General features: G+C 72.1%; 7 protein-coding genes and 1 pseudogene. 6 read left to right on the top strand and 2 right to left on the bottom strand.

What is annotated here, in order from left to right:
- Positions 1-28 precede the first annotated feature (28 nt).
- From PBV52_RS00720 to PBV52_RS00705, 3 genes are all read left to right on the top strand, one after another.
- Positions 29-2,179, top strand: a complete 2,151-nt coding sequence (locus PBV52_RS00720) for an alpha-galactosidase (RefSeq protein WP_274236280.1) — start codon at positions 29-31, stop codon at positions 2,177-2,179.
- Between the two features lie 142 nt (positions 2,180-2,321).
- Positions 2,322-2,690, top strand: a complete 369-nt coding sequence (locus PBV52_RS00715) for a hypothetical protein (protein WP_274250008.1) — start codon at positions 2,322-2,324, stop codon at positions 2,688-2,690.
- Between the two features lie 213 nt (positions 2,691-2,903).
- A complete protein-coding gene (locus PBV52_RS00705) occupies positions 2,904-4,034 on the top strand; it encodes an ABC transporter substrate-binding protein (RefSeq protein ID WP_274236279.1) in 1,131 nt (376 codons plus the stop codon).
- 135 nt (positions 4,035-4,169) lie between these two features.
- Here PBV52_RS00705 and PBV52_RS00700 read toward each other — a convergent pair.
- Both PBV52_RS00700 and PBV52_RS00695 read right to left on the bottom strand, forming a co-directional pair.
- Positions 4,170-4,807 (bottom strand): annotated as a pseudogene (locus PBV52_RS00700) (TetR/AcrR family transcriptional regulator).
- A gap of 219 nt (positions 4,808-5,026) precedes the next feature.
- On the bottom strand, positions 5,027-5,359 hold the full coding sequence (locus PBV52_RS00695) for a hypothetical protein (RefSeq protein ID WP_274236278.1): 333 nt from the start codon (positions 5,357-5,359) through the stop codon (positions 5,027-5,029).
- 401 nt (positions 5,360-5,760) lie between these two features.
- On the opposite strand from PBV52_RS00695, the gene PBV52_RS00690 reads away from it, so the two are divergent.
- Genes PBV52_RS00690 through PBV52_RS00680 form a run of 3 tightly spaced genes read left to right on the top strand, consistent with a single transcriptional unit; the run spans position 5,761 to position 17,509 of the window.
- Positions 5,761-7,020, top strand: coding sequence for an MFS transporter (locus tag PBV52_RS00690; RefSeq protein ID WP_274236277.1), 1,260 nt, complete (start codon positions 5,761-5,763; stop codon positions 7,018-7,020).
- Positions 7,020-10,253, top strand: coding sequence for a type I polyketide synthase (locus PBV52_RS00685; RefSeq protein ID WP_274236276.1), 3,234 nt, complete (start codon positions 7,020-7,022; stop codon positions 10,251-10,253). Before PBV52_RS00690 ends, PBV52_RS00685 begins: the two co-directional genes overlap by 1 nt.
- Entirely contained in the window at positions 10,250-17,509 is a 7,260-nt protein-coding gene (locus PBV52_RS00680) for a MupA/Atu3671 family FMN-dependent luciferase-like monooxygenase (protein WP_274236275.1), read from the top strand. Before PBV52_RS00685 ends, PBV52_RS00680 begins: the two co-directional genes overlap by 4 nt.
- Positions 17,510-17,515 lie beyond the last annotated feature (6 nt).

The raw sequence follows: 17,515 nt of genomic DNA, 5'->3' as shown, positions 1-17,515 counted from the left end.
GGTCGGAAGGGAAGGCACCTTGACCGGCATGGCGGATGTGGCGCAGGAGGGTTCCCACCAGCCGCATGACGAGTTCAGCTGGGGTCATTCGGCGCTGCGGGCCGGATTCGCCGTCGCCGCGGACGGAACGCTGCGGCTCGTCGGACTGGGCCGTCCGGGGGAGGTGCGCGTCGCCGACCCGGACCGCGCCCTCCCGCTCGTCGAGTTGACCGCCCTCGGGCACGGCAGCGCCTGGTCCGGCCCGCGCTTCACCGGGACGGCGTTCGGTACGCGCCTGAAGTACCGGGACCACCGCGCCGGCAGCCGGGGCGAGGGGGAGTGGCTCACCGTCGAGCTCCACGACCCGGCCACCGGGTTGACGGCGTTCGTCGAGCTGACGTCCCCCGGTGGGCTGCCGGTGCTCCGCTCCCGCGTGCGGCTGCGCAACGACGGCTCGCAGCTCCTCGTCGTCCAGTCCGTCAGCAGCCTGCTGATCGGCGGCCTGCCCTCACCGGACGCCCTCGACGTGCACCGGGCGCGCAACGACTGGCTCGCGGAGTGCCGTTGGTACACCGAGCCGCTGCGGGACACCGTCGCCGACATCAACGTCGACGCCCATCAGCACGACAGCCGGGCCGCCCTCGTCCTCGCCGGGCGCGGCAGCTGGCCCACCGACGGTCACCTGCCGATGGGGGCGCTGACGGAACGGGGGAGCGGCCGGACCTGGCTGTGGCAGATCGAGTCCCCGGCCGGCTGGCGCTGGGACCTGGGCGAGAGCGCGCACGGCACGTATCTGGCGCTGAACGGCCCCACGGACGCGGAGCACCAGTGGCGGGTCCGGCTCGCCCCGGGTGAGGAGTCCACCACCGTGCCGGGGGTCCTGGCCCTCGGCGCCGACTTCGACGAGGCCATGGGCGCCCTGACCTCGTACCGCCGCGCCGTACGCCGCCCGCACCCCGACCACACCGCCCTCCCGGTCGTCTTCAACGACTACATGAACACGCTCATGGGCGACCCGACCACCGAGAAGCTGCTCCCCCTGATCGACGCGGCGGCGCAGGCGGGCGCGGAGTACTTCTGCGTGGACGCCGGCTGGTACGACGACTCGGCGGACGGCGGCTGGTGGGACAACGTCGGCGAGTGGCTGCCCTCGACGCGCCGCTTCCCCGAAGGCGGAATCCGGGCGGTCCTGGACCGGATCCGGGAGCGCGGCATGGTGCCCGGGCTGTGGCTGGAGCCGGAGGTCGTCGGCGTACGCAGTCCGGTCGCCGCCGCGCTCCCGCCGGAAGCCTTCTTCCAGCGCGACGGCGTACGCCTCACCGAACAGGGCCGTCACCAGCTCGACCTGCGCCATCCGGCCGCCCGCGCCCACCTCGACAAGACGGTGGACCGGATCGTGGGCGACTGGGGCGTGGGCTACCTCAAGCTGGACTACAACATCGTGATCGATCCCGGCACCCTCGCCCCCGGGGACCTCGCCCCGGGAGCCGGACTGCTCGGCCACGCCCACGCCTACCTGGACTGGCTCTCCGAGGTGCTGGACCGGCACCCGCACCTGGTGATCGAGAACTGCGCCTCGGGCGGGATGCGGATGGACGGGGCCACGCTGGCCGTCACTCAGCTCCAGTCCACCAGCGACCAGCAGGACCCGCTGCGCTACCCGCCGATCGCCGCCGCCGCGCCGACGGCCGTACCGCCCGAACAGGGCGCCGTCTGGGCGTACCCGCAGCCCGGGTTCGACGACGACCTGATCGCCTTCACGCTGGGCGGGGCACTGCTCGGGCGGATCCATCTGTCGGGCCATCTGGACCGGATGTCGCAGCGTCAACTCGCCCTCGTCCGGGACGCGGTGAGCACGTACAAGTCCATCCGCGGTGACCTCGCGCGGGCCGTGCCGTTCTGGCCGCTGGGGCTGCCCGGGTGGACGGACGAGTGGCTGGCGCTGGGGATGCGCTCGCCCGACGACCGTACGTCGTACATCACGCTCTGGCGCCGCGGCGGAGAGTCCGAACTGCACCTGCCTGTACGGCACTTGGCGGGCAGCGATGTAAGTGCGGAGATCCTGCACCCGTCCTCCGCGCCGACCGGCTCGGCGGTCTGGGACGGTGACGGACTGCGGGTGTCACTGCCCCGCACGCCCGGTGTCCTGCTGGTCCGTCTCACGGCGGGGGCTCAGCTGCCTGGGCGGAACCGGCCGTAACCTGCAACGAGCCGGCTCGGGCCGGACCGCGCCTCGCGCCACGGTCGACGGCGACCTCGCCATGGACGTGACCGGGAAGGGGGTCGGCGCGTCATCCGGGGCGAGGACGCCGCCCCGCGGGTCGCCGCCGCCCCGGTGGCCGATGCCGTACGCAGAGGCGCGCGTGCTCACCGGTGGCGGCGCGCCGGAAGGGGGCGGCCCTGCACCCGACGACCGTCCTGACCGACCTGCTCGAGGGCGCGGCACCGCACCGCGCCGTACCGAGGCCTTCGGTCCCGTCGTCGCCGTCAAGCCCTTCACGGCGGACGGCCGCTTCCGTGGAGGCTGGGGCATCGCGTCCTTCTCCCGCACCCGCTGGGCCACGACCTCCACCGGGCACGCGAACCGCCCCTTCCGAGCACGGGGCCTGCTCGGCCAACGGCGGCGCCAGGGCAGCGTTTCGGGATCGGCGTCCGTGACGGCCGTGTGTTGCGGAGCCGGGCTGATCGCCTCGCCGATCTCGGCGAGTTGACCCACTTGGTCGTCGGTCAGTACGTCGAAGACGGCCCGTCGTACGGCCTCGACATGGCCCGGGGCCGTCCGCTCCAGCAGTTGCCGCCCCTGCTCGGTGAGGGCAAGCTTTGTTTGAACTTTCAATCCAATCGTTGTAGCGTGCAGTCAACGTCCCGTTTGAAACATCAAACGTATGCGGGCCCATGAGGCAGCTGGAAGGCAGCACATCGCTATGAAGCTCAGCAAGAAGAAGAAACTGGGTGCGGCCGTCGCCACGGGTGTGGTGCTCGCCGCGGTCGCCACGACGGCGATCGCCCAGACCACCCGGCCGGCCACCGTGAGTGAGCAGGATCAGCTGCAGGCCCTCTACCGGGCGGCGAAGGCCGAGGGCGGCAAGGTCACCGTCTACATGGGCGGCGACGCGCCCGGCCAGTGGGACGCGCTGTCCGCCGCCTTCGCCCAGCAGTTCCCGGACGTCAAGCTCCACCTCGTCACCGACCTGAGCAAGTACCACGACGCCCGCATCGACAACCAGCTCGCCGCCGGCCACCTCGTCGCCGACGCCGCGATCCTGCAGACCACCCAGGACTTCGACCGCTGGAAGAAGCACGGCGACCTGCTGAAGTACAAGCCGGTCGGCTGGGACAAGGTCTTCACCAACGCCAAGGACAAGGACGGCTACTACACGGGCGTCTTCTACGGCGCCTTCTCCTACGTCGTCAACACCAAGCAACTCCCGGCGAACGCGGGCGACTTCAAGGGCACGGACCTGCTCAAGCCCGAGTACAAGAACAAGCTGATCCTGACCTACCCGAACGACGACGACGCCGTGCTCTTCGGCTACAAGCAGATCGTCGACGAGTACGGCTGGGACTACCTGGCCCACTTGGTCGAGCAGAACCCGAAGCTGATCCGCGGCGTCCCCGGCTCGGCCGCCGGAGTGGCGAGCGGCGACTACCTCGCCGCCGTCGCCGTCGGCGGCGACGCCCGCCCGAGCGGCACCCAGGTCTTCTCGGACTCCGAGCGCTTCAACTCCTGGGCCCAGCGCGGCGCCATCTTCAAGCAGGCCCCGCACAAGGCCGGTGCCAAGCTCTTCATGAGCTGGCTGAACTCCCAGTCCACCCAGGAGCACGCCATCGCCACCTGGACCTGGTCCGTACGCAAGGACGTCGCGCCCCCGACCGGCCTCAAGCCGCTCGCGTCGTATCGGAACACCGACCCCAAGGCCTTCGCGAAGTTCATGTCGAACCGCGCCGCCGTCGAACGCTTCCGCTCCCAGGTCGAGCTCTACTTCGGCCAGGTCAAGGGCACCGACCCCGGCGACCCCAAGGGCACCCTCGGCCGTACGCCAGGTGCCTTCTGAATCTCCGGGCGGCAATGTCCACGGCCTCCACGAAGACGTGCCGGGACGCCGCACCGCGGCTTGAGCCGCCGGATCGTCGGCCTGTGCAGCTTCCGGACCCGGGCTGCACAGGCTGTCGGTGTCGCCGGGCGCGGATCAGCGCGCTGCCGCCAGGCGGGTCGCCGCGTCGTGGACGAGCTGTGCGTGCAGCTCGAACAGAGCCACGAGGTCGACGCCGTCGCCGGTGACCTCCCTGTGCACGAACAAGCCGTCGGCACCGGCGACGGTGTAGGTGGTGAGGGTGTGTACGGCGTCCTCGTCCAGGCCCGTCCAGGCCGGGGAACAGGGGCGTGAGCACTTCGGCGACCTTCTGGTGGGTGACGTCGCGGACCTGCAGGAACACCGTGCGGCCCCGGAGTTCGGTGGGGCGCCGTTCGAGGGCGAGCATGAGGCCGAGACGCAGGAAGTCGGGTGCGTCGACGAGCGACTTCGCCACGTTCGCGGCCATGGCGGTGACCCGCTCCAGAGGTGTGCCGGCGTCTTCGCCCGGCAGCTCGACGGCCGTGAGCCAGGCCTCGAAGCTGCGCTCTGTGACAGCGGCGATCAGGTCGTCCTTGTCCTTGACGTGCCAAGTAGATGGAGCTGGCGGGCAGCCCGCACTTGGCGCTGACGGCCGCGATGGAGGTGCCGTCGTAGCCGAGCTCGCCGGCGATCTCCACGGCGGCGTCGAGGATGCGCTGCCGTGACTCCACTCCGTTCGCATGCTTCCTGCGTGCCGTCTGCCGCCTGGTCATGAGGTGCCTTCTCCGGTCGTACAGGGCCGTCGACCACGGCTGAGTGATCATCTTCCGAAGCGTCCACCCTCGTGCGAGCAGCTCCCGCGGCAGCGGCGGTGAGCTCGGCGGCTGCCGGACTGCCGCAGGAGGCTGCGGGCTCACCGTCCTTGCCCCGCGTCCTGGCGCTCGCCCCGGAGTCGTCATCGAGGCCCGCCACGGCGGGTCGCTCACCGAGACCTACGGTTCGATGCGCGGCCGGCGGCAGCGCGCCGCGAAGATCGGCGCGCCGTCGCGGTGGACCATGTCGTCCAGCAGATGACCGAAGTCGGGCTTGGGCTCGTCGTCGCCGAGCAGCTGCCGCATCGCGACCGCGGTCAGGCCGACCTTGTGACCGACGACCGTCGCCCCGTCGGCGATCCGCCGGGCGACGTTGTCGCGCTGGATCGCATAGGCGTCGGTGAGATCCAGTGCGGGCAGCAGGGCCGACAGCGGCTCGACCGGGACCGTGTGGTGCTCGGCCCGGCGCAGCAGCCGGCCGGCCTCCTCGCGCTGTGCGTCGGTCGGGGCCATCCCTCGCCCTGCGCAGCGCTCCGAAACCGCCAAATCCGGACCGGAAATCATCTGGACCTCGTCGGAGCCTTGAACGGCCGCGTCCGGGTCTGCTTGGGTGACGGACCAATGGCCGCTGTCCGGCGGCGTATGGGGGGAATGGTTTTTGTGCTGGGCCGGCAATGGGGGCATGAACACGCCGTGCGACAGCGGTGCGCATCGACGCACCGAGAGCGGTCGGGGCCGGTGACCGGGCCGCCGGCACCACGGCAGCGCTTCCCGCGCGACGGACGCGACGGGCGACCGCACCGCGACCTGCCGTCCGCCCGGACCGCACGCCGCCACTGAGCCGGCGGGCAGGGCATCCCGGGTCTCAAGCCACTCACACCACTCACACGCTTCTGCGGACCAGAGGAAGGTGCATGAGGTATTTCCGTCTGCTCGTGCTGGGCAACGGCATCTCGGCGTACGGCAGCTACCTGAACATGGTGGCGCTGAACGTCTTCGTCTACGACGCCACGGGCAGCGCGCTGGCGGCCGGCCTCTTCATGGCCGTACGGCTGGCGACGAGTGTCGTGTCGGGCTGGGTGAGCGGTCGACTCGTCTCGGCCCACGACCGCAAGCGCCTGATGGTCGGCGCCGACCTGTGCCAGGCCGTGGCGCTGCTGACGCTGCTGCTCGCCCCCGACGGCACGCGTCCCGGGCTGCTGTACGTCCTGGCCGTGGTCACCGGCGGCTGCTCGACACTGTCCCAGGTGGCCCTGCGCAGCAGCATCCCGGAGATCGTCGGCGCGGAGCACCGCGTACGCGCCAACGGGCTGCTGGTGACCGGGCGTTCGCTCGCCATGATCGCCGGGTTCGCGTCGTCGGGCGTGGTGGTGGCCGAACTCGGCTACTCCGCGGCGTTCGCGCTGGACGCCGCGACCTTCCTGGTCTCCGCGACGGTGCTGTTCCTGCTGCCCGTACGCACCAGGGCAGCCACCGACGCCGCCGCCGGCGGCACCGCGAAGTCCTCCGGCGCCGCCCGCTGGACGGCCCGGATGCTGCTGGGCACCGCCCCGCTGCTGATGGCGATGATCGCCATCAGGGCGGTCGACGGGCTGGGCTCGTCGTCCCACAACGTCGCCCTGCCGATCTACTCCAGCAGCCTGGACCCCGACCATCCGGCCACGTTCATCAGCCAGTTCTGGGCCACCTGGGCCATCGGCAACATCATCGCCCAGCAGGTCATCGGGCGGGTCACCAAGAAGACCGGGCGGACACCGGGGGAGCGGGCGTTCGCGCTCGGCGCCTGTGTGATGTCGGCCGGGTTCATCGTGGTCTTCAGCGGACTGCCGACCGTGCCCGCCGTCATCGCCGCGCTCGTCGCCGGGGCCGCCGACGGATTCACCGAGATCGTCTACGTGTCGAGGCTGCAGACCGCCCCCGACGAGCAGCGCGGCCGCCTCTTCGGGCTCTCCGCCTCGGCCGAGAACACCGGCTTCGGCCTGGGCATGCTCGTGAGCGGCGCCCTGCTGGAGACGTTCTCACCGCTGCAGGTGGTGGCCTCCTTCCACGGCCTTGCGATCGTCCTCTGCGCGGCCCTGCTCCTGCTGCTCCTGAGCCGGGGCCGCACCCGCGACCCCAGCGCTGAGGAAACGGTTGGCCAGGACAGGACGACGGTGACGGAGGGACGGGGTTGATGGCCACGAGCGAGGCCGATCCGCGGATGGCCGTCATCGGCATGGCCTTCCGGCTGCCCGGCGCCGACACCCCCGAGGAGCTCTGGCGCGTCGTCCGTGACGGCAGGGACTGCATCACCCGTTTCACGGAGGAGGAGCTGGCCGCCGCCGGCGTCCCCGCCGAGGACTACCGGGCGGCGGATTTCGTCGGCGCCTCCGGAGTGCTCGACGACATCGCCGGCTTCGACGCCCAGCACTTCGCGATGAGCGCCCGCGAGGCCCGGCTCACGGACCCCCAGCAACGCATGTTCCTGGAATGCGCCCAGCACGCCCTGGAGAACGCCGGCTATCCGGACGAGCGGGACGGCACCCGCGTGGGCGTCTACGCCAGCACGGGATACCACCTGTACACCCTGCAGAACTACCTCCTCAACAACGTCCTGCCCACCCAGCCCGCCACCGACTGGACGGCGGGCATGCAGATCACGGTCGGCAACTACGCCGACTTCACGGCCACCCGCGTCGCCCACCGGCTGGGCCTCACCGGCCCCGCCGTCAACATCCAGACGGGCTGCTCCAGTTCCCTGGTCGGTGTGCAGTCGGCCGCGCAGTCGCTGCTCATGGGCGACTGCGACATCGCCCTCGTCGGCGCCACCGCCGTCCATGTCCCGCAGGCCCTCGGCTACCGCTACGTCAAGGGCTCGATCCTCTCCAGGTCGGGCCGCCTGCGCGCCTTCGACGCCGGCGCCGACGGCACCGTGGGCGGCACGGGCGTCCTGGCCGTCGTACTGAAGCCGCTGGCCCGGGCCGTCGCCGACGGCGACACCGTCCACGGAGTGATCCGCGGCTGGGGCATCAACAACGACGGCGCGGACAAGACGGCGTTCGCAGCGCCCAGCGCACAGGGCCAGCGCGCGGCCATCCGCCAGGCCCTGCGGCGCGCCGGCGTCGGCGCCGACACCATCGGCTACCTGGAGACCCACGGCACCGGCACCCTCAAGGGCGACCCGATCGAGTTCGACGGCGCCACCGGCGCCTACCGCGAGGACACCGACCGCACCGGCTACTGCGCGCTCGGCTCGACCAAGGCCAACATCGGCCACCTCGACGCGGCCTCCGGACTGGCCGGACTCGTCAAGACCCTGCTGGTGCTGCAGCACGGCGTGATCCCGCCGATGGCGAACTTCCGCGCGCCCAACCCCGGCATCGACCTCGACCACAGCCCCTTCTACATTCCCCGGACGGCCCGGCCCTGGCCCGAAAGCGACACACCCCGCCGCGCGGGCATCACCTCACTCGGCGTCGGCGGCACCAACGTCCATCTGATCCTGGAACAGGCCCCCGAACCCACGCCCAGGACCGACGCCACCTCCCCTCCGGACGTGCTGCTGGTCTCCGGAAGCAGCCAGGAGGCCCTCGCCGACAACGCCCGCGCCCTGCGCGACCGGTTACGGCAGTCACCCACACCCCACGTCGCGGACCTCGTCACCACCGCCGCCCTCGGCCGCGCCCACCGCCGCCACCGGCTCGCGGCCCGCGGCTCCACCCCGGCCGCCCTCGCCGACGCCCTCGACGCCTGGCTCGCCTCAGGCGCCGGAGCGACGATCACCGCGGGGACGGCACCGCAGGAGGGCCCCGCACGCGTCACGTTCCAGTTCACCGGGCAGGGCAGCCAGTACCCGGGGATGGCCGACGCCCTGCACGAGCGGTTCCCCGCCGCACGCGAGGTGCTCGACGCCTGCGAGCACCACTACCGCGACCTCACCGGCGACCCGTTGCTCACGGCGCCGTCCGAGCACACGGACACCGCGCAGCCTGCCCTGTTCGCCCTGCAGTGCGCCCTCGTCCGGCTGTGGCGGGAGGCCGGTGTCGAACCGTCCGCCGTGACCGGGCACAGCGTCGGGGAGTACGCCGCGCTGTACGCGGCCGGAGCCCTGTCGCTCGACGAGGGGCTGCGCCTCACCACGGTGCGCGGCCAACTGATGCGGCAGCGCTGCGCGCCCGGCGCGATGGTGGCGGCCGCGCTCGACCGGGAGACCGCCCTCGCCCTGGCCGACGAGGTGCCCGGCCTGGAGCCGGCCGTGACCAACGGGGACCGCGCCCAGGTGCTCGCCGGGCCGGTCGAGGCCGTGGAGCGCGTGTGCGCCCTGCTGGACGAGCGCGGCACACCGGGGCAGCTGCTGCCGGTGACCCGCGCCTTTCACACCGCCCTGATGCAGCCGATGCTGGAGGAGTTCCGGAAGGTCCTCGACGACGTGGACTTCCGGCCGGTGCGCATCCCCTTCGTCAGCGCCCTGGACGGTGTGACCCGCCCGCCCGGCTGGACCCCGGACGCCGACCACTTCGTACGGCACACCCGCGAACCCGTCCGTTTCGACGAAGCGTTGCGCGGCATCGGTGCACAGCAGCCCGACGTACTGCTCGAGATCGGGCCGCACACCACGCTCAGCGGTCTGGCCCGCAGGGCGCTGCCCGACGTGCGGTCGCTGCCGTCGCTGCGGCGCGGCACGGGGCTCGGCGTCCTGTGGGGTGCGGCGGCGGGACTGCACTGCGCGGGGGCGGACCTCGGCTGGCGGGTGCTCCTGGCCGGCAGCGGGGGCAGGCGCATCCCGCTGCCCGGATACCGATTCCAGCACAAGGACTACTGGACAGGGCCGGAGCCGACCGCCCTGAGCACAGGAAGATCAGCGAGAGAGGAAGCCGAAGTGGTTCAGCAAGAGGCAGCGGTCGCGCGGGTACTGCACAGCATCGTCGAGGCGACCGCCCGGCACCTCGGCGAGGATCCCTCGGCGATCGTCGGGGACGCGTCCTTCTTCGACCTCGGCGCCGACTCGCTGCTGATGATCAGCGTGCTGCGGGAGCTGGAGCAGGAGCACCGGGTCAAGGTGACGATGCGGCAGCTGTTCGAGGAGACGGGTACGCCACGGCGGCTCGCGCAGTTCATCGTCGCCCGCATGCCGGACGCTCCCAGCGACGCACCTCAACCACCCGCCGTCCCCGTCCCCGCCCCCGTGCCCACGGCAGCCGTACCCGTATCTCCACTCGTATCCCCACCCCCACCCGCACCCGAGCCCGCCCCTGCCGTCCCCGGACCCGCTCCCGAGTACGCGACCCGCGAGGAGCTCGAGGACCTCGCCGAGAAGATCCACCAGATGTCCCGGATACAGCTGCAGATGATGTCCCAGCTCTCCCAGCTGCTGGCTCTCCAGACCGCCTCGGTGTCGGACCGGCTCAACGGCAAGGTGGCCAAGTGACCGGGCTGGACGGCATATCCGCCGCGCTGGACCGGGACCTGGCGGCGATGACCGAACTCTCGCAGCGCATCGCCGAGCAGATGGGCACCGGCCCTCACGTCCCGCAGCAGCACTCCCCGGAGCCGCCGCGCGTCCACGGCCCCCGGGTGACGGTGGCGAGGACCTCCGGCATGGTGCGGGACGCCTCCCCGCGCTCCCAGCAGGAGCACCTGGACGACCTCGTACGCCGCTACACCGCCAGGACCCCGACCTCCAAGCGGATCGCCCAGCGCTACCGCCGTGTCCTGGCCGACAGCCGTGCCGTCGTCGGATTCCGCAGCGGCACCAAGGAGATGCTGTATCCCCTCGCGGGCCGCAGGGCGAGCGGGGCACGGCTGGAGGACGTGGACGGCAACGAGTACGTCGACATCACGATGGGCTTCGGCGTCCTCCTCTTCGGCCACGAACCGGACTTCGTCACCGAGGCCGTGCGCGAGCACCTGTCCCGCGGCATCCAGCTCGGCCCGCGCACCATCGAGACCGGCGAGGCGGCGGAGCTGCTCGCCGAGCTGACCGGTCTGGAGCGGGTGGCGTTCGCCAACTCCGGTACGGAGGCGAACTCCGCGGCCATCCGCCTCGCCCGCGCCGCCACGGGCCGCGACAAGATCGTCACCTTCCTGGGCGCGTACCACGGCCACGCCGACAACGTCCTCGGCCGCACCTCCGGCAGCGGCCCCCACCAGGTCACCGTGCCCGTCTCCCGGGGCGTCCCGCAGGCCGCCGTGTCCGATCTGCTGGTCCTCGACTACGGCAGCGACACCGCACTGGAGACGATCGCACGGCACGCCGACGACATCGCCGCGGTCGTGGTGGAGCCGGTGCAGAGCAGACACCCCTCGCTCCAACCGGTCGAGTTCGTACGGAAGCTGCGCGAACTCACCCGTCGCCACGGCATCGTGCTGCTCTTCGACGAGATGCTGACAGGCTTCCGCCCCGCCCCGCGCGGCGCACAGGAGCTGTACGGCGTCACACCGGACCTCGCCACCTACGGCAAACTCCTCGGCGGTGGCTTCCCCATCGGCGCCATCGCCGGCCGCGCCGACATCATGGACGGCGTCGACGGCGGCTTCTGGTCCTACGGCGACGACAGCTACCCGCCCGCCGACACCACCTTCTTCGGCGGTACGTACATCCAGCACCCGGTGTCGATGGTCGCCGCGCGCGCCGTACTGACCCACCTCAAGGAGCACAGCCCCCACCTGCAGGAGCGCCTCAACGCGCGTACCGCCGAACTGGCGACGACGCTCAACGGCTTCTTCGAGGCCGAGGAGTACCCGCTGCGGATGAGCCACTTCGGCTCCCAGTTCCGCTTCGAGCACCGCGCCGACATGGAGCTCCTCTACCACCATCTGATGGTGCGCGGCGTGCACGTCTGGGAGTGGCGCAACTTCTTCCTGTCCACCGCCCACTCGGACGGCGACCTGGAGTTCGTGGCGGACGCCGTACGGGATTCGCTGCGCGAGCTGCGGTCGGCGGGCTTCTTTCCGGGCGGGCGGCCGGTGACGCCGGCACCGCAGGCCGCGCCACCCAAGGCCGCGCCACCGAGGCCGGCACCGGCTGCACAAGCGCCGACGCCGGCCCCGGTCGCCTCCATGGCCTGGAACGCCGCCGCCGTCACCGAATCCCGGGCGCGACCCGCGAGTGAAGCCGCCGCGCGCACCACCGACTTCAGTGTCTACTTCTTCGGCGACTACCCCCAGGACGCCTCCGCACCGCGCCACGGCCAGTACGAACTCCTCATGGACATCGCCCGGTTCGCCGACCGGCAGGGCTTCCATGCGCTGTGGATGCCCGAGCGCCACTTCCACTCCTTCGGCGGCCTCTTCCCCAACCCGGCGGTGCTCGCCGCCGCGCTGTCCCGCGAGACCGAGCGCATCCGGCTCAACGCCGGCTCCGTCGTCCTGCCGCTCCACGACCCGATCCGGGTCGCCGAGGAGTGGTCGATGGTCGACAACCTCTCCGGCGGGCGCGTCGGCATCGGCGTCGCCAGTGGCTGGAGCGCCAAGGACTTCGCCTTCTTCCCCGACCGTTTCGGCCGGCACAAGGAGCTGATGTACGAACAGCTGGAGGAGGTACGGAAGTTCTGGCGCGGGGACGCCGTGCGCCGCAGGACCGGTGACGGCGAGGCCGAGCTACGGCTCTTCCCGCGACCGGTGCAGGACGCTCCGCCCCTCTACACCGCTGTGGTCGGCAACCCCGCCTCGTACGAACTCGCCGCCCGCCACGACCTGGGCGTCGTCACCAACCTGATGACCCAGACCGTCGAACAGCTCCAGGAGAACATCGCCCTTTACCGACGCACACGGGCCCTGCACGGCCTGGACCCGGACGCCGGACGGGTCGCCGTCCTGCTGCACACCTACCTCGCGGAGGACCACGACACCGCGCGGACCGAGGCGTACGAACCGCTGTCCCGCTATATGCGCGCCTCCCTCTCCGTGTTCAGCGGCGTCACCAACAGCCTCGGGCACAGCATCGACCTGTCCGCCCTGAGCGAGGACGACCTGGAGACGGTGTTCCGGCGTGCCTACGGCCGCTACTGCGACCAGCGTGCCCTGATCGGCACGGTGGACAGCGTGCGCCCGGTGGTGGACGCGGTGACCGGGGCCGGTGCCGACGAGATCGTGGCGCTCGTCGACTTCGGTCTCGCACCGGACGAACTGCGCGCGGGGCTCCCGCGCCTGGACGCGCTGCGCCGCCACTACCGTGGGACGGTCACCTCCACTCCCGATGACGCGCCGTTGTCGCCCGGCCAGGAACGTATCTGGTTCCTGGAGCGCCTCCTTCCCGGACGTACCGCCTACAACGAGGTCAAGGCGATCCGCCTCGACGGCCCTCTCGACGTACCCGCTCTGCACGCGGCACTGCGCGGCCTCGTCGCCCGTCATGAGGGGCTGCGTACCGTCTTCCGCGAGACCGAGGGCGAGCCCCGGCAGGTCGTGCAGGTGTCCGCCGAGCCCGACTTCGAGATCGTGGACGGCCCGCTCCAGGAGGTACTGGCCGCCGAGAGCGCACGCCGCTTCGACCTGGCGCAAGGCCCGCTGTTCGTCACCCGACTGGTCAAGCTGGGCGAGGCCGAGTACGTCCTCGTGCTGTCCCTGCACCACATCGTGGTCGACGCGGCCTCCGCCACCGTCCTCGCCCGTGACCTCTCCGTGCTCTACCGAAGCGAACGCGACGGAACCGCCCCCGAACTCCCCGCCCTCACCTGGAGCTACGCCGACCACGCCCGGGAACAGGCGGCGGCCGCGAACAGCCCCGAGGCCGACGAGGACCTGGCCTACTGGCGCCGCACCCTCGGCGGCGACCTGCCCGCCCTCGCCCTTCCCACCGACCGGCCGCGCCCGGCGACGATGACCTCCGACGGCCGGGCCGTCTTCCACACCCTCGACCCGGAACTCTCCCGGCGCCTGCGCGAGTTGAGCCGCGCCCGCCGCAGCACCCTGTTCATGACCCTGCTCGCCGGGTACGCGGCGATGCTGCACCGGGTCACCGGGCAGACGGACATCGTCGTCGGCACCCCGATCTCGGACCGGCCCGAGCGGGCCGAGCACCTGCTCGGGTTCTTCGTGAACACGCTCGCGCTGCGCCTCGACCTGTCCGGCGATCCCGAGTTCGGCACGCTGCTGGACCGGGTGCGCACGGTCGCCCTCGACGCGTACGACCACGCGCGGGTGCCCTTCGAGACGGTGGTGCGTGAACTCGCGCCGCCCAGGGCGGTCGACCGGACACCGGTGTTCCAGGCGTTCGCCGAGTACCAGCGGGCGGAACCGTTCCGCTTCGACCTGCCCGGCATCGAGGCCACACCGCTGGACGCGGGACCGGACAAGTCCCTGACGGATCTCACCGTCTACTTCACCGACCAGCCGCACGGCATCCGCTGCCATCTGGAGTACAACACCGACCTGTTCGACGAGGACACCGTCGACCGGTTCTTCGCCACCTTCCGGGACCTGCTCGCGGCAGCGGTCGACGCACCCGAGGCACCGCTGTCCCGGTTCGCCCCGGCAGCCGTCGACACCGCAGCCGACGGGGCCCCTGTACCGCTGTCCTGGCAGCACGGCCCGTCCCGCCCGCGCACGGACACCACCGTCCACGACCTCGTCGCCCGGCAGGCGGCCGCGCTGCCGGACCACACGGCTGTGATCAGCGGCGACACGAGGCTGACGTACCGTCAACTGGACGGCCGCGCCGAGCAGTTGGCCGCGGCTCTGCGGGAGCTGCAGCCCATCCGCGGTGAGGTGGCCCTGTGGCTGCCCCGCTCCGCCGACCTCGTCGTCGCCATGCTCGCCGCGCTCAAAGCGGGCCGCGCCTACGTGCCGCTCGATCCGTCCCTCGGCCGGGCGCGCGCCGAGCAGGTCATCGCCGAGTGCGGGGCCCGCATCGTGGTGTCGACGCCCGACGATGCGGCCGCTTTGAGGCTGCCGGCGGGAGTGACGGTCGTACGGCCCGACGCGACGGCGCGACACTCACCGCGCACCGCGTCCGCCACCGACCACCAGTCCCCGTGCTGCGTCCTCTACACCTCGGGCAGCACCGGCACCCCCAAGGGCGTCGTGGTCACGCACCGCGGCGTCGTCGACCTGTGCGCGTGGCACCACCGGCGCTTCGCCTTCACACCGGCCGACCGCGCTGCCGTCGTGTGCAGCCAGAGCTTCGACGCCTCGCTCCTGGAGATCTGGCCCGCGCTGACCGCGGGAGCATCGGTCACGATCGCCGGCGAGGAGCTCCGCAGGGATCCGCTCGCCCTGGCCCGGTGGTACGGGGAGCAGGACGTCACCTTCTCCATCCTCCCCACCGCCCTGGGAGAACAACTGCTGCGCCTGTCGGCGGGCGACCAGCCGCCGCTGCGCCACCTGCTGCTCGGCGGAGACGTGCTGCGCACCCGGCCGCGCCCCGAGGCGCGGTACGAGACGGTGAACGTGTACGGGCCCACCGAGGTCACCGTCCTGTGCACCACCCAGACCGTGTCCTCGCAGAGCCCGGACCCCGCCCGCCCCATCGCGATCGGACGCCCGGTCGACAACGTACGGCTGAGCGTGCTCGACGAGTCCGGCAGCCCCGTGCCCGTCGGCACGGTGGGGGAGTTGTACGTCGGCGGCCCGGGCGTGACCCGCGGCTATCTGCACCGCCCCGAACTCACCGCGGAGCGCTTCCTGCCGGACCCGGCCGGCGGTCCGGACGCCCAGAGGTACCGCACCGGCGATCTGGTCCGCTGGAGTGCCGAGGGGACGTTGGAGTTCTGCGGCCGGGCCGACGACCAGGTGAAGATCCGGGGCTTCCGGGTCGAGCCGGAGGAGGTCTCCCGCGTGCTCAACGCCCTGGACGGCGTGCGCGAAGCGGCCGTGCTGGCCCGCCGCAACGACCGCGGCGAGGCGTACCTCGCGGCCTGTGCCGTCCCCGCCGACCCGATCGGCGCGGCGGCCGACGACCGGCAGGCGTACGCCGATCTCCTGGCCGAGGAACTGGCGGCCAGGCTCCCGGAGTACCTCGTGCCGCGCGCCTGGCGGATCCTGCCCGCCCTGCCCGTGACGGACAACGGCAAGCTGGACCGCTCCGCGCTGCCGGCACCCGACCTCGTCACCTCGGCACCCGGCCGCAGACCGGGCGCCGACGCCCGGCACGCGGCGGAAGGCAACCGCACAGACGTCGAGCGACGGGTACGGCAGCTGTGGGCGGCCGAGTTCGGCGTCGAGGCCGACGGCATCGCGGCCGACGCCTCCTTCTTCGAGCTGGGCGGTCACTCGATCACCGCGATGCGGCTGGTCAACCAGGTCCGGGAGGAATTCGGCACCGAGTACCCGATGCTCCGCTTCTACCAGGAGCCGACGCTGCAGGCCATGACGGCCCAACTGGCGTCGACGGCGGGTGAGATGACGGCCAGTGCGGCCTCCGAGGCCGACGACGGACCCGGCACGGTGGAGCGCCGGGCGCCCGCCACCGCGCAGCAGGCCCGCTTCGCCGCGGTGCACGCCGACCACCTCCTGCCCCAGGTCTTCAACGTCGCCCTGCGGATCACCCTCTCCGGTGACCTGGACGTGGCCTCCCTGGGCACCGCCCTGACCCGGCTCGTCGAGCGGCACGAGGGACTGCGGACCCGCCTGGCCCGCAGCGGGGAGGGCTGGGAACAGCAGGTGCTGCGGCCCCGTCCGGTGGAGCTGGCGGCCGAGGATCTCACCGCCCTGCCCGCGCAGGAGCGGCAGGCCGCCCTGGAACAAGCCAGTGCGGAGGCCGCCGAGACACCGCTCGACCCCACCGACGCGACCCCGGTGGCGCTGCGCCTGCTGCGCACCGGCGAGAGCGACTGGGTCCTGCTCCTCGTCCTGCACCACTCCGCCTGCGACGGATGGTCCGTCAGCCTGCTGCTCAAGGAGCTGGCAGCGCTCTACGGCTCCGCCGTCACGGGCGAACCCCCCACCCTGCCACCCGTGCAGTGCCAGCCCGTGGCGTACGCGCGATGGCAGCAGGAGCAGCCCGACGGGGCGGCCGACGAGCGGAACCTCAAGTTCTGGCTGCGCGAGCTGGACGGCGTGCCGTTCACGGTGGACCTGCCGCTGGACCGGCCCCGGCCGAAGAGCGCGAGCGGACGGGGCGGCGCCGTGATGTTCACGGTGCCGGCCGAGGTGCGGGCCGGCGTCGAGCGACTGGCACGACAGCGGGGCACGACGCCCTTCGTGGTCACGGCCGCGGCCCTGGGCCGCATGCTCGCCCGGAAGTCCGAGCAGCCGGACGTCGTGTTCAACATCTCCTACGCCAACCGCGAGCGCCGGGAGTTCGAATCCCTGCTGGCCTGCACCGTCACCGGCTTCGCGCTGCGCGTGCGGGACGCGGCGGCCGGTTCCTTCGCCGCCCTGACGGACCGCGTCGCCCGTACCGCGGTGGAGTGCATGGACCACGCCCTGCCGGTGCGCCGGATCGCCCCCGCGTTGCGGGAGCGCACGGGCGTCGACGTACCGGACCGGCTGGACGTCGGCTTCGCCTACCAGAGCACGCTGGACGCGGAGGTCGAACTGCCCGGGCTGACCACGGCCGTCGAGGACCTCGCCCCCGCCGCGGCCCGGACGGAGCTCAGCTTCGGCCTGGTCCCGGCCGGGGACGAACTGAAGGGCTTCGTGGAGTACTCGGCCGACCTGTGGGACCGCACCACGATCGAGGGCTGGACCCGTGACTACGTCGACCTCCTGCGCGAGGAGGTCGACCTGGCCCTCGACAGCTGACCCGGA

The organism is Streptomyces sp. T12 (assembly GCF_028736035.1).
Lineage (GTDB): Bacteria > Actinomycetota > Actinomycetes > Streptomycetales > Streptomycetaceae > Streptomyces.
This window is presented reverse-complemented; position numbering and strand designations above follow the sequence as displayed.

Bases quoted from the DNA above. Each gene is read 5' to 3' on its own strand.
- PBV52_RS00695 (WP_274236278.1), bottom strand. From the start codon at position 5,359: ATGGCCCCGACCGACGCACAGCGCGAGGAGGCCGGCCGGCTGCTGCGC.
- PBV52_RS00715 (WP_274250008.1), top strand. From the start codon at position 2,322: ATGCCGTACGCAGAGGCGCGCGTGCTCACCGGTGGCGGCGCGCCGGAA.
- PBV52_RS00705 (WP_274236279.1), top strand. From the start codon at position 2,904: ATGAAGCTCAGCAAGAAGAAGAAACTGGGTGCGGCCGTCGCCACGGGT.
- PBV52_RS00690 (WP_274236277.1), top strand. From the start codon at position 5,761: ATGAGGTATTTCCGTCTGCTCGTGCTGGGCAACGGCATCTCGGCGTAC.
- PBV52_RS00720 (WP_274236280.1), top strand. From the start codon at position 29: ATGGCGGATGTGGCGCAGGAGGGTTCCCACCAGCCGCATGACGAGTTC.
- PBV52_RS00685 (WP_274236276.1), top strand. From the start codon at position 7,020: ATGGCCACGAGCGAGGCCGATCCGCGGATGGCCGTCATCGGCATGGCC.